At 73.3% G+C, this 13,084-nt stretch carries 13 protein-coding genes; 7 read left to right on the plus strand and 6 right to left on the minus strand.

The genetic code is table 11. The annotated features are described in order from the left end of the window. The first annotated feature begins 82 nt into the window (after positions 1-82). The gene (locus PGN25_21220) at positions 83-1,105 is read left to right on the plus strand and encodes a zinc-binding dehydrogenase (protein MEH3120034.1); all 1,023 of its coding nucleotides are present in this window, start codon (positions 83-85) and stop codon (positions 1,103-1,105) included. A 15-nt stretch (positions 1,106-1,120) separates the two neighbouring features. On the opposite strand, the gene PGN25_21225 is transcribed toward PGN25_21220, so the two are convergent. Genes PGN25_21225 through PGN25_21245 form a run of 5 tightly spaced genes read right to left on the minus strand, consistent with a single transcriptional unit; the run spans position 1,121 to position 4,865 of the window. After that, positions 1,121-1,417: a hypothetical protein gene (locus tag PGN25_21225; GenBank protein MEH3120035.1), complete on the minus strand. Its 297-nt coding sequence runs from the start codon at positions 1,415-1,417 to the stop codon at positions 1,121-1,123. Positions 1,418-1,451: 34 nt separating this feature from the next. After that, positions 1,452-1,892 (minus strand): cupin domain-containing protein, encoded by a 441-nt coding sequence (locus tag PGN25_21230; GenBank protein MEH3120036.1) that lies wholly within the window; start codon positions 1,890-1,892, stop codon positions 1,452-1,454. Continuing rightward, entirely contained in the window at positions 1,889-3,550 is a 1,662-nt protein-coding gene (locus PGN25_21235) for a DUF4166 domain-containing protein (GenBank protein ID MEH3120037.1), read from the minus strand. The genes PGN25_21230 and PGN25_21235 overlap by 4 nt, the downstream gene beginning before the upstream one ends. Before the next feature lie 23 nt (positions 3,551-3,573). Then, positions 3,574-4,446, minus strand: coding sequence for a hypothetical protein (locus PGN25_21240; GenBank protein ID MEH3120038.1), 873 nt, complete (start codon positions 4,444-4,446; stop codon positions 3,574-3,576). Continuing rightward, positions 4,443-4,865 carry a hypothetical protein gene (locus PGN25_21245; protein ID MEH3120039.1) on the minus strand — a complete coding sequence of 141 codons (423 nt, stop codon included), beginning with the start codon at positions 4,863-4,865 and terminating at the stop codon, positions 4,443-4,445. The genes PGN25_21240 and PGN25_21245 overlap by 4 nt, the downstream gene beginning before the upstream one ends. A gap of 169 nt (positions 4,866-5,034) precedes the next feature. Between PGN25_21245 and PGN25_21250 the strand changes: the two genes are divergently transcribed. Further along, a complete protein-coding gene (locus PGN25_21250) occupies positions 5,035-7,992 on the plus strand; it encodes a phosphoenolpyruvate carboxylase (GenBank protein ID MEH3120040.1) in 2,958 nt (985 codons plus the stop codon). 141 nt (positions 7,993-8,133) lie between these two features. Here the strand turns inward: PGN25_21250 and PGN25_21255 are convergent, their stop codons facing one another. Next, positions 8,134-8,379 carry a hypothetical protein gene (locus tag PGN25_21255; protein MEH3120041.1) on the minus strand — a complete coding sequence of 82 codons (246 nt, stop codon included), beginning with the start codon at positions 8,377-8,379 and terminating at the stop codon, positions 8,134-8,136. A 209-nt stretch (positions 8,380-8,588) separates the two neighbouring features. On the opposite strand from PGN25_21255, the gene PGN25_21260 reads away from it, so the two are divergent. From PGN25_21260 to PGN25_21280, 5 genes are all read left to right on the plus strand, one after another. After that, positions 8,589-8,771, plus strand: coding sequence for a hypothetical protein (locus tag PGN25_21260; protein ID MEH3120042.1), 183 nt, complete (start codon positions 8,589-8,591; stop codon positions 8,769-8,771). A 21-nt stretch (positions 8,772-8,792) separates the two neighbouring features. Then, positions 8,793-9,143, plus strand: coding sequence for a hypothetical protein (locus PGN25_21265; GenBank protein ID MEH3120043.1), 351 nt, complete (start codon positions 8,793-8,795; stop codon positions 9,141-9,143). 406 nt (positions 9,144-9,549) lie between these two features. Next, on the plus strand, positions 9,550-10,029 hold the full coding sequence (locus PGN25_21270; GenBank protein ID MEH3120044.1) for a (2Fe-2S)-binding protein: 480 nt from the start codon (positions 9,550-9,552) through the stop codon (positions 10,027-10,029). Continuing rightward, complete coding sequence (locus PGN25_21275; GenBank protein MEH3120045.1) at positions 10,026-12,377, plus strand: xanthine dehydrogenase family protein molybdopterin-binding subunit; 2,352 nt, start codon at positions 10,026-10,028, stop codon at positions 12,375-12,377. The genes PGN25_21270 and PGN25_21275 overlap by 4 nt, the downstream gene beginning before the upstream one ends. Positions 12,378-12,638: 261 nt before the next feature. Beyond that, positions 12,639-13,025, plus strand: a complete 387-nt coding sequence (locus PGN25_21280) for a hypothetical protein (protein MEH3120046.1) — start codon at positions 12,639-12,641, stop codon at positions 13,023-13,025. Positions 13,026-13,084 lie beyond the last annotated feature (59 nt).

Here is a 13,084-nt window from a genome sequence, read left to right on the forward strand (position 1 = left end):
CCACGGATCCGCCGTTTCGCGATACGCCGATCGCGGTTATGCCCGGCCGGCCCACCCTCGACGGCAGACGAGATCACTTCCGATGCAAGCCCTCCAACTCTTCGGCGACCGCGACCTGCGTCTCACCGAGGTCGAGCCGCCGCCGGCCCCGGGACCGGGCGAGGTGCGGATCCGGGTGCGCGCGGTCGGGCTCAACTTCATCGACGTGTGGGGTTTTCGCGGGATGGCCTTCGCCAAGCGCCGGCTGCCGCTCACCGTCGGCGCCGAGGCCGCCGGCGAGATCGCGGCCGTCGGCGAGGGCGTCGAGGGCCTGGCCGTGGGCGATCCCGTCGTGCCCTACGGCGCGCTGACCTGCGGGCGGTGCCGCGCCTGCCGCGAGGGCCGCGACAACCTGTGCGAGGACGTCGCGGGCGTCATGGGCTTCCACATCGACGGCTTCGCCCGGGAGTTCGTGAACATGCCGGCCCGCCTCGTGGTCAAGGTGCCGGCGCAGGTCGCCCCCGTCCAGGCGGCCTGCGCCGGCATCGCCTTCGGCACGGTGCAGCACATGCTGTTCGACAACGCGCGGCTGGAGCCGGGCGAATCGATCCTGGTCCATGCCGGCGGCTCGGGGATCGGCACGGCGGCGATCAGGATGGCCAAGGCGATCGGCTGCACCGTCTACGCGACGGTGGGCGACGACGCGAAGGGCGAGAAGGCCCGCGCGCTCGGCGCCGACCATGTGATCAACTACCGCGAGGAGCGCTTCGAGGGCGAGGTGCGGCGGCTGACCCAGCGCAAGGGCGTGGACGTGGTGTTCGAGCATGTCGGGCCCGAGACCTGGAACGGCTCGCTGCTGTGCCTCAAGCGCGGCGGCCGGCTCGTCACCTGCGGCTCGACCTCGGGCGTCTCGACCCAGATGAACCTGATGCAACTGTTCCAGCAGCAGTACCGCATCACCGGCTCGTTCGGCTGCCGCGTCGCCAACATGCGCGAGAGCCTCGACAAGATGGCCGCCGGGATCACCCCCGTCGTCGACACGGTGCTGCCGCTGGCCGACTTCGCGCGAGGGCTGGAACGCCTCGAATCGCGCAAGGTGTTCGGGAAGATCCTCGTCACTCTCTGATCGGTCGCACCCGGATCAGCGCAGGCAGACGAGGACCAATCTGCCGATCGTCAGGGCGCAGCCGAGGCCGCGCCGGGGATCGGCGGTGTGCCGGGCGAAGCCGACCCAGCCGTCAGGGTGGAGCACCACCGAGGTGACGATGGCCGCGCTCACCGCCAGGGCCGCGAGGATCGGCTGGCCGAACCCCTTGTTCAGCGCGGCGTTGGCGCCCGCCTGCACGGTGTCGAGGATGCCCGCGGCGCTCGCCGCCAGGGCGATCAGAAGCGGCAGGGTCCGGCTCCTGTCCGCCCGCGCTCGGGAAAACCGCGGCAACGCGCTAAAACCCGCCGGCCGGACCCGACGCGGCTCAGGCGCGCGGGGTCGGGCGCCAGTCCTCCGGGGCCATCTCGAAGCCGGAAAATTCGAAGCCGGGCGAGACCGTGCAGCCGACGAGCGTCCAGGCGCCGAGGCTGGTCGCCGTCTGCCAATGGCCGGCCGGCACCACGATCTGCGGGCGCTGGCCGCGCAGGAGGTCGGGCCCGAGATGGTGCGCCGAGGCGTCGTGGCCGTTGGGGCTGATCGTGATCACCATCGGCGCGCCGGCATGCCAGTGCCAGATCTCGGCGGCATCGACCCGGTGCCAGGCCGAGGTCTCGCCGAGCCCGAGCAGGTAGTAGATCGCGGTGCCGACCGAGCGCCCCTCGATCGTGCGCGGATCGCGAAAGGTCTCGCGGTAATGGCCGCCCTCCGGGTGCGGCGCCAGCCCGAGCGCGTCGATCACCTGCGCCGCCGTGAGCCTGTCCGTCATGCCTCGTCCTCCACGCGGCCCGGTTCGGGCACGAGCCAGCCCCTGTAATGCACCAGCAGGCCGGCGAGCGGCAGGAACAGGGCCACGTCGAAGCGGAAGCGGCCCTGCGCATCGACCCGCTCGCTCGCCCGCGTCGTCGGCCGCAGGCGCCGCGGCAGGGGGAGGGGCCCGAGCCGCCAGCCGGTCACCGCCATGTCGAGGCCGTCCGCACCGGCGCTCACGGTCAACTCCATCGAGAACGGGCCGAAGCGCTCGCGCACCCGCCCACGCCCCTCGGGGCCGGCGAGCCGCATCCGGCTGGAGAAGCGGCGGCCCGGGACATGGCGCGTCCAGAGTTCCGCGTCGGCATCGAAGTCGGGCTCCATGGTGACGCGGAGCGGCCCGTCGGCCATCGCGGGCGGCAGCCGGAACAGCCCGGCGATCAGCGCGACCAGGGGCCCGCGCCCGCGGCGCACCTCGGCCCGGCCGCGGAAGGCGCCGTCGCCGACCGACCCGTGCAGGGCGCGCACGGCCTCGGGCATCCGGGCGAAGCCGGCCCCGAGCGCCCGCTCGAACAGGGGCGGGGGGTGCGTCACCGTGCGCTCCGTGCGGATGGCGTGGCGGGCCATCTCGGCCTCGATCTCGCCGAGCGTCAGCACGCCGGTGCAGGCGCGGGCGCCGGGCGGGATCGGCGCGCCCCGCGGATCGGTGAGGCGACGGATCGCGGCGAGCGCCGGCAGGGTGGGGACGCAGGGACCGTCGCCGGCCTCGGCGACGAGGCTCCACACGGCCCGCGCCGGGCGCCCGTCGGCGTCCCGCCCCAGCGCCTCGACGCTCATCCCGCCCCGGTCGCTGCCGAAGCGGTCGAGCCGGCCCGCCATCGCCAGGAAGGGGCGCGCGAAGGGAACGAGCGAGGGGAGCAGCCCGGCCCGGACGGGCAGGCTGGCGAGGCCGAGGCCGAGATGCAGCACCGGCAGTTCGAGCCCGGCCCGGAACAGGGCCGTCCGCAGGCGGGGGTAACGCGCGGGGAAAATGTCGAGGTCGGGCGTCTCGCACAGGCTGGCGAAGCGCCGCCCCAGCCCCGGCACCGCAAGGCGGGTCAGGAGGCCCCAGCCGGGCTCGGTCCGCCACGCGCCCGCGCGCAGCACCCGCACGGGCCGGCCGGCATAGGACAGGATCGCGCGCATCACCGAGAGGCCGCGCGGCGCCCGGTTGCCCGGCACGATGGCGACCCGCACCGTCTCGACCGCGCGCCAGCCCTCGGTGATCGCGTCGAGCGCGGCGTTCGACAGGGCCGGCGTCGAGCTGGCGCCGGTGAGCGCGGCCACGCCGGCCGCCCGCGCCGCCTCGTCGAGGGACGGGAAGGCCGCCACGAAGTCGCGCCCGTCGGCGAGGTCGAGATAGGGCAAGCCGGCGGCGACGGCCGCGCGGGCGAGCACCGGCGCGCCGCCCTGGAACGGCCCGGCGGCATCGACCACGAGATCGGCGCCGAGCGCCCGCAGGTCCGCCGCACTCGCCCGGCTCGCGTCGAGGCGGGCCGCCCGTCCGCGCCCGTCCGGCACGGTCCGGGCCACGGCCTGCGCCCGCGCCGCGTCGCGGCCGGCGACGATGACGCGCAGATCGGTGGTCGCGGCGAGTCCGGCGACGAGCCGCGCCCCGAAGGCGCCGGCCCCGCCCACCACGAGGATGGCGGGCGGCCGGTTCAGGGAATCGCCCCCTGCGGCAGTTGCAGGCCGGGCGCCCGCGCCGGCACCCGCGGCGGCTCCCCTCCCGCGGATGCCGGCTTCGAGCGCGTCGGCTTCGCGGCGGGTTTCGCGGCCGCCTTGGCCGCCTTGGCCGCCTTCTCGGCCTCCGCCGCGACCGCCTCGGGCGCCGGCGCCATGCGGCGGGCCTTCGGCGGCGGCAGGAGCCTGGCCGAGGGCGCGGTGCCGCATTCGCGGAAGCGCAGCTCGGCCAGGGCCTCGCCGGTCTCGGCGTTGACCGGCAGGGTGTCGGGCAGGGCGACCAGGGATGGGTCCCACTGGATCCTGCCGCCGACGGTCCCTTCCAGCGTCGCGGGGGAGGCGCCGCGGCGCAGGGACAGCAGGTCCGGCCCATAGGCCGTGGCGACCTTGCCGCCGATCACCACCTGCAGGACGCGGGTGACGTCCGGCGTGAGCGGGCGCAGGGGGTTGTCGAGGGTGATGCGCCCGCTGCGGGTCACCCACAGATCAGCGTTCCCGGCGCCCTGGTAGCGGGCCGCCTGATCCGGCTCGCAGGCGACCGGCGGCGCGGCGAAGGGCGTCGCCGCCGGCGCCGGGACGACGGAGGGGATCGGGTTCGCGGCCGGCTCGGCGGCCGGAGGGGTCGGGTCCGCCGGTTTCTCGGCAGCCTTTTCCGTGGGCTTCTCGGCAGGCTTCTCGACGGGCTTGGCCTGCGGCTTCGGGCGGGGTTTCGGCCGCGGGGGCTTGCGCTTGGGCGCCTGCGGCGGCGCCTCGGGCCCGGCCGGGGGGACGGCCTCCTCCTGTGCGCGCAGAGCGGGCGCGAGCGCCATCCAGGCCGCCACGGCGGCGGCGATCCGACCGATCCGCCTCATCGGGCCGCCCGGCTCCCGGCCTCGGAGGGCCCGTCGTCCCGCGCCTGCGCCTGCTTCAGCGCGCGGCTCTGCTGGTCGAGAAGGTGGTCGAGCATCCGGGGATCGAGTTCCTCCGCGTCGGACCGTTTCGGTTCCGTGGCCGCAGGCGGGTGCGGATCGTCACCCGTCGCATCAATGACCGGGCCCTCGATCGATCGCCCCGCGCCGGACCGCCCGCCGACGGCGTGGGCATCGAGCACCGGCGCGCTCCGGTCGATCGGGCTCGCCTGCGGCGGGATCAGCACCTTCGTCACGGCCTCGGCGTCGTCGTCCCACGCCTCCTCGCGGGGGAGGCGCAACGGCGGGCGGCGCGGGCCCTTGGAGAGCGTCGCCACGAAAAGGCAGGCGAGCAGCGTCGCCGCGCCCGCGGCAAGGATCACCAGGGTTTCCATGGTCGGCCCGACCCTAGACCGGATCGGGCGCCGTTGCACCTGTCCCCGGCCGCGGCCCGCCCTGCGGGGAACGGTCCTTGCGTCGCGGGCCGAAGGGTGAGAACCGCGTCGTCGACGCCGTCCGACGGTCACCGGCCGCTCACCCCAGGAACGCGCGATGCCCCTCGAAGACCCTCGCCCCGCCCCCGCCGACGCGGCGGCCCCGCCCCGGGCGACGACGGTGGCGAAAGCCGCCGACGCCGCGCACCCGGCCGGTCGCGACCGGGAGGCCGAACTCCTCGACCTCGTGGCGCGCTCCCGCGAGCAGGCGAGCGAGGACCCGTTCCGCAACCCCGTGCTGGCGGTGACGCTCGCCATCACCCGCCGGCTCGACCGGGACGAGATCGGCGAGGCGGATCTCGACGCGCTGCTCGCGACCCTGCGGCGGCGGGCGCTGACCGCGCGGGCCGAGCGCCTGCGCGCCTATGTCGGCCTCGACGGCGACGCGGCGGCGGGCGACACGGCGCCGGCGGTGGATCTCGCACAGCGCCTCGTCGCGGCGGTGGCGCGGGGCTCGGGCGATTTCGAGGCGTTTCGCGAGCGCGTCGGCCGCACCGCCTTCGCGGCGGTGTTCACAGCGCATCCGACCTTCGGCATGCCCCGGGCCGTGGCGGAACTGATCGCCCGGGCCGCCTCCCTGGCGGACGCCGACGAACGGGCGCCGCTCATCGGCGAGGCCGCCGCCCGCTCGACCCGGCCCGACCCGCAGATCAGCCTCGACGACGAGTTCGAGCAGGCCTGCATCGCCGCCAACCACGGCCGCGCGGCGATCGACGCGTTCAACGGCGCGATCCTCGACGCCGCCCGCGCCCGCTGGCCGGATCGCTGGACCGAACTGGTCCCGAAGCCGCTCGCCATCGCGAGCTGGGTCGGCTGCGACACCGACGGGCGCACCGATATCGGCTGGTGGGACACCATGCGCTACCGGCTGATCTCGAAGCGCATGCAGTTCGACCGGCTCCTGCGCGACCTGCCGGATGTCCCGGCGACCCGCGTGGTGCGCGAACTGACCGCGGGCGCGCGCGATGCCGTCGAGCGCCAGCTCGCGGGGGCGCCGCTGCTCGGCACCAAGCCGTCGCTGGAGGCGGTCCACCGCTTCGCGCTGGCCCTGATCATCGAGCGCGAGCGGGCGCAGACCGATGCCGGGCCGATCCTGGCCGGTCTCGCCGCCGCCCTCGGCGCCGCCGAGTCCGACGCGGACCGCCGCGCCATCGCCGTGCTGCGCTCCGGCGTCTCCGCGCACGGCCTGTCGAACGCGCTGCCGCATTTCCGGCTCAACGCCAGCCAGATCCACAACGCGGTGCGCCGGGTCATCGACCTGGAGGGCGAGCCGACCGACGCGGCGCAGCGCCGCTCGCACCTCGCGGCGATCAACACGCTGCTCAACGACGTGCGGCCGGTGCCGGTCGATTTCGGCGCGCTCGCCGCCGAACGCGCCTCGGCCGCGCGGCTGATGATGACGATCACGCAGATCCTCAAGCACGTCGACGGCACCCATCCGGTGCGCTTCCTGATCGCCGAGACCGAGACCGGCTACACCCTGCTCGCGGCTTTGTGGCTCGCGCGCCACTACGGCATCTCCGACAGGCTCGAGATCACGCCGCTGTTCGAGACGGCGAGCGCGCTGGAACAGGGCATCCGCGTCCTCGACGACGCCCTGCGCAACCCGCACTGGCGCGCCCATCTCAAGCGGCTCGGCCGGCTCTCGGTCCAGTTCGGCTACTCGGATTCCGGGCGCTATGTCGGCCAGCTCGCGGCGACCTTCTGGGTCGAGCGCCTGCGCCTGCGCATCACCGAGCTGATGACGCAGAACGGGCTTTCCGACATCGAACTCGTGATCTTCGACACCCACGGCGAGTCGATCGGCCGCGGCGCCCACCCGACGTCGCTGCGCGACCGCCTCGCCTATCTCGCGCCGGAGGATTCGCGCCGGCGCAACGCCGCCGCGGGCATCCGCGAGCGGCTGGAATCGAGCTTCCAGGGCTCGGACGGCTACCTGATGTTCGGCTCGGCCCAGCTCGCCGGGGCCTCGGTGGCGCGCATCGCCGAGCACGTCTTCGCCGACGCGCTCGCCGAGGACGACGCCTTCGCCGACTACGCGCTGAACGAGCGGGCCGCCGCGCCCGCCGCCGACCCGATCTACGAGGAAGCCGACTTCGCCGCCGAGTTCTTTCGCGTCGTCCGCCAGGATATGGAGGCCTTGGTCGACGACCGCGGCTACGCGGCGCTGCTCGGCACCTTCGGCCCGAGCCTGATCGACCGCACCGGCTCGCGCCCCGTGGCGCGCCAGTCGGACGGCGGCGGCCCGGCCGCGATCACCCATCCGCGCCAGATGCGGGCGATCCCCAACAACGCGATCCTGCAGCAGCTCGGCTACCTCGCCAATTCCCTGCACGGCGTCGGCCGCGCCGCCCACCGGGCGCCGGAGCTGTTCCGCCACATGCGCCAGGACTCGGTGCGCTTCTCCCGCGCCTTCCGCCTCGTGCAGCACGCGTCCAGCGTCGGCGACCTCGACGTGATGCGCGCCTATATCGACACCCTCGACCCGGCGGTGTGGCTGGAGCGGGCCCGCCGCACCCGGAGCGACGCGCGGCGCGACGAACTCGTCACCATCGCCGCCGCCCTGGAGCGGCTGAACCTCTCGCCCGACCTGCGCCGCCTGTTCGGGCGGCTCACCCGCGACGGGCTTTTCCTCCAGGCCGCGGCGCCGGATCTGGCCGCCATGTCGAACCGGCTCGCCCTGCTGCACGCGATCCGCCTCGCGCTGATCCACCGGATCTGGTTCCTGGCCGCCCACATCCCGAGCTTCCGGCCGCAGGCGGGCCTGACCCGCGAGGCGCTGCTGGAGCGCTTCCTGCGCCTCGACATCGACGGCTGCCTGACGCTGCTCGACGAGATCTTTCCGGTGACCCCCGACCCGACGCTGGGCCTCAACTTCGGCGAGCCGCCGGGCCCGCGCGACGTCGGCACCTACGAGACCGAGCACAACACCCTGTTCGGGCCGATCCGGCGGATGTTCGAGCGGGTGCGGGAGATTTCCGGGATCATCCAGCACGAGGTCGGCGCGTTCGGCTGAGGCCTCGTCCGGCTCTCGTCGCGGAGCCGGATCGCTTCGGCTCCGCCTCGCAATGACGGTGCGGGCCACCCTCTCCGTCATTGCGAGCGAAGCGAAGCAATCCAGGGCTCTGCCCTCTCCGAACGGATCGCGACGACCGACTCAATGCTTCAGCAGGCTCTCGAAGCTCGCGTCGGGCTCGACCTTGCCGGCGAAGCGGGCCAGCCGGCTCAGGCTCGGCTCGGACAGGCCGCCGGCATGGGCGTAGGTGGCCAGCGCGAAGCTCACCAGGAGTTCGGCCTCCTCGTGGGTCATCGCCCGGCCGCTCAGGGTGCTGGCCGCACCGCGCACCGCGAGGGCGGCTTGGCGGAAGGCGGGGTCGTTCTTCAGTTCGTCCAGGCGACTCATCGGGCGTCCTCGGGGCCGTGCTCGGTTCCTTGCGCGTCGACGGACGAGCCGGCGGGGTTTCGCGTGAGCTAGCCTAAGTGGGCTTCAAGTGAACTGCGTCCGAACGAAAAAGCCGATTCATCGACGGCGCGGCCCCGTTGTCGCGGCGTTCCCTCTCCCCATCGTCGCCGGAAACGGTACATTCGGGGCGGCCAGCGGGAGGGCGCGCCATGGAACGCGATCGGACCGAGGACGCGGCCTGCGCGGAGGGCCGGCACGCGGCCGAGCGGGGCGAGGCGCCGGAGAGCAACCCCCATCCGCCGGGCTCGGCGGAGCATCGAAGCTGGCAGGACGGCCACGCCTCGGTGACCGCGCCCGACGCCGTCGCCGACGATGTCGGCGATTTCGCCTGACCCCCGAGCCGCGGGACGCCGATGCGTGTGCTGGAAACACCGGACGGCCGCTACATCGTCGTCCACGGCCGGCTGTGGCGGCGCCACCGGCCGGACCTGGAGCCGGTGCAGCGCGACCGGCTGGTGCGCGACCTGATGGATGCCCGCCGTGCGGTGCGGTCGGCCAAGCGCTCCGGCGAGGAGACGGCGCTCGTCCGCGCCCGCGCGGCGGTCGACGCCGCCAAGCAGGGGCTCGGCGAGCGCGGGCCGGTGTGGTGGACGGACGGCGCACCCGACCACAACCGCCGCATGATCGCCAACACGCCCTACGCCGCGTGGTATGCGTCCCTGCCCGCGGCAACGAGGGCCGACCACGACCGTCGGAGAGGGTAGGGCGGCGTCGGGCAGCCTTTGCCGCAGCCCTCATGTGCGCGGCCGCACAGACGATTTCGAGCGATCGCTCGGAAAGCGCCCGGGACCCGCTTTGCGACGGCAAAGCGTCGGACGCAACCGAGTCGCGCGATTGCCAAAGCCTCCCGGTTCTGATTAATTCCAGACAAGAAATGCAGTCGAGGCCGTTCCGCGGCCTCCGCATCGCGGCGCAGCGATCGCGCCGCCCTCGCGACCGACCACAGGCACGAACCAAGAGCCGGACGGCACCGCCCGTGAACCGGCCGCCACGGCAGCGATCCACCCGCCCGTCGGGCTTCGGATCGTTCCCGGTACGGCATCCATGGGGAACGGCAGATCGATCCGGCCGCCGGGCGCGGCATTCCATTCCGAAACGGCAGATGGCAAGATGATAAAACTCACGGTCAACGGAGCCGAACGCAGCTTCGACGGCGATCCCGAGATGCCGCTGCTGTGGTACCTGCGCGACGAGCTCGGCCTCACCGGCACCAAGTTCGGCTGCGGCATCGCCCAGTGCGGCGCCTGCACGATCCATCTCGGCGGCACCGCCGCACGCTCCTGCATCACCCCGGTCTCGTCCGCGGAAGGCCAGGAGGTCACGACCATCGAGGGGCTGTCTCCCGACGGCAACCACCCGGTCCAGGCGGCGTGGCGCGACCTGAACGTGGCCCAGTGCGGCTACTGCCAGACCGGCCAGATCATGCAGGCGGCCTCGCTCCTCAAGGACGCACCGAAGCCGACCGATCAGCAGATCGACGAGACCATGAGCGGCAACATCTGTCGCTGCGGCACCTATCCGCGCATCCGCGCCGCGATCCATCAGGCCGCCGGCCAGACGGCGCCCGCCAACACGGGAGAGCGCCTGTGATTCACGAAGCGAAGCCGATGGCGGAACTCGCCGCCTCCGAGAACGCGTCCGGCCCGGTCCGGATCGACAACGTCAGCCGCCGCGGCGTGGTCGGCGGCATGGGCGCGCTCGTGCTCGCGCTGTCGCTCCCGGACCGCGCCAGGGCCGACGAGGGCCAGACCAAGGAGCAGAAGGAAAGGAAATTCGGCGCCGACGGCATGCCCAACGGCTGGCGCGACGATCCGAAGATCTTCGTCTCGATCGCGCGTGACGGCACCGTCACGATCACCAATCACCGCTCCGAGATGGGCCAGGGCGTGCGCACCTCGGTGGCGCTCACCGTCGCCGACGAGCTGGAGGCCGACTGGGCGAAGGTGAAGGTGATCCAGGCCTGGGGCGAGGAGACCCGCTTCGGCAACCAGGACACCGACGGTTCGCGCAGCCTGCGCCACTTCTTCCGGCATTTCCGCCATGCCGGCGCCGCCGCGCGGCTGATGCTGGTCCGGGCCGCTGCCAAGCGGTGGGGCGTGCCGGAGGGCGAGGTGAAGGCGGAGGGTCACGTGCTGACCCACGCCAGGTCCGGGCGCACGCTCGGCTACGGCGAGGTGGCCGAGGCCGCGGCCTCCCTGCCGGTGCCGGCGCGCGAGAGCGTGCGGTTGAAGAAGCCCGAGGCCTTCCGCTACATCGGCAAGGGCCGGATCGGCCTCGTCGACAACCGCGACATCACCACCGGCAAGGCGGTCTACGCCCTCGACGTGAAGCTCGACGGCATGCTTTTCGCCGTCGTCGCCCGCCCGGCGGTCTACGGCGGCAAAGTCGTTTCCTTCGACGATTCGGAAACCTTGAAGGTGCCCGGCGTCGTCAAGACCGTGAAGATCGAGGGCGGCGAGATCCCGTCCGAGTTCATGCCGCTCGGCGGCATCGCGGTCATCGCCAGGAACACCTGGGCGGCGATGAAGGGCCGCGAGGCCCTGAAAGTGACCTGGGACGACGGCCCGAACGCCGCCTACGACACCGCCGCCTTCCGCAAGGAACTGGAGACGGCCGCCCGCGCGCCGGGCAAGGTCGTACGGGTCGCGGGCGACGTCGATGGGGCGATGAAGGGCGCCAGGACGAAGATCGAGGCCGAGTACTTCGTGCCCCATCTCGCCCAGGCGCCGATGGAGCCCCCGGCCGCGGTCGCCCGCATCAAGGACGGCATCTGCGAGGCCTGGGCCTGCACGCAGGGGCCGCAGGCCGCCCATGACCGGGTGATGAAGCGCCTCGACCTGCCCGCCGACAAGGTGCGGGTGAACGTGACGCTGCTCGGCGGCGGCTTCGGCCGCAAGTCGAAGCCCGACTACGTGGTCGAGGCGGCGCTCTGCTCGCGGGCCATGGACGGCGCGCCGGTCAAGCTGGTCTGGACCCGCGAGGACGACATCCGGCACGGCTACTACCACACCATCTCGGTGGAGCGGATCGAGGCCGGCCTCGACGACAAGGGCCTGCCGGTGGCGTGGCTGCACCGCTCGGTCGCGCCGACGATCGGCTCGATCTTCGCGCCCGATCCGAAGCACGAACTGCCGTTCGAGCTGGGCATGGGCCTCGTCAACAATCCCTTCGCCCTCGAGAACCTGCGGTTCGAGAACCCGGAGGCCGCCGCCCACACCCGGATCGGCTGGTTCCGCTCGGTCTCGAACATCCCGCACGCCTTCGCGATCCAGTCCTTCGTGGCCGAACTCGCGCACGCCGCGGGCCGGGATCCGAAGGATTATCTCTTGGATCTCATCGGCCCCGCGCGAAACATCGACCCGACCGGGATGGGCGATGTCTGGAACTACGGCGAGGATCCGAAGCGCTACCCCGTCGAGACCGGCCGCCTGCGGCGCGTCATCGAGACGGTGGCCGACGGGGCCAAGTGGGGCCGCAAGCTGGAGAAGGGCCGGGGTCTCGGCCTCGCCGGCCACTACAGCTTCGTCACCTACACCGCGGTCGCGGCCGAGGTGGAGGTGGACGACAAGGGCCAGGTGAAGGTCCACGCCATCGACATCGCCGTCGATTGCGGGCCGCAGGTGAACCCGGAGCGCGTCCGCTCGCAGATGGAGGGGGCGGTGGTGATGGGGATGGGCCTCGCGCTCACCTCGAAGATCACCTTCAGGAACGGCCGGACCGAGCAGTCCAACTACGACGGCTACGAGGTCCTGCGCATCGACGCCGCCCCGAAGGCGGTGCGGGTGCATCTCGTGCCCTCGGACACCTACGACGCTCCGCTCGGCGGCGTCGGCGAGCCGGGCGTGCCCCCGGTCGCGCCGGCGATCGCCAACGCGGTCTTCGCGGCCACCGGCCGCCGGGTGCGCGAGCTGCCGCTGCGCGACCAGCTCAGCACCTGAATACCAAGCGGCCTGGAAGCCGACCGATGGTCGGCTTCCCTGCGTCCGGCGGACGACCGGGCAACGCCCTCCGGATGTCGGGCTCGCCCGATATCCGGCTTCCTTGTCCAAAGGGGTTTGGTCCAAAGGGAGTTTGGTCCAAGTCGGGCTTGATCCAAGTCGGGCCTGCCCGACTTGGATGGGGGAGGGTCGGATGTCGGCGGCAACCCTCGGGCGCCTCGCGACTTTCACAGGCATCCGTTGCACGAGGATCCACGCTTCATGACGCTCACCGCGCGCCTTGCCCTCGGGCTGTCGCTGACCGGCCTCCTGATGGCCGGGCCGGCGCTCGCCTCCCCCTGTTCCGACAAGATCGCGAAGCTCGACGGCCGAGTGAAATCCGAGGCGACGGCCTCGATCGCGGCCTCCACCGGCAGCAAGACCGTCGCCGCCCACCGGGAGGGCGAGGGCCAGACCGGGACCGGCGGCCAGACCGACCGGCGCGAGGCCCCCCCGGAAAAATCCGCCGAGGCGGGCAAGGGCGGTGATCGGGCCCAGCAGGCCAAGGTCGCCCTGGAGGAGGCCCGCACCGCCGACGGCAAGGGCGACGCCAAGGGCTGCGAGGCGGCGATCGCCCGCGCCGAGACGCTCCTCGGCGACGAGCCCTGAGCTTGGCGAAGGCGGGCGCCGTCGCGGTGCCGGATCGCTTCGCCGACCCGTGCGCGTCG

This window comes from Methylorubrum populi (genome assembly GCA_036946625.1).
In the GTDB taxonomy this organism is placed as follows: Bacteria; Pseudomonadota; Alphaproteobacteria; order Rhizobiales; family Beijerinckiaceae; genus Methylobacterium; species Methylobacterium populi_C.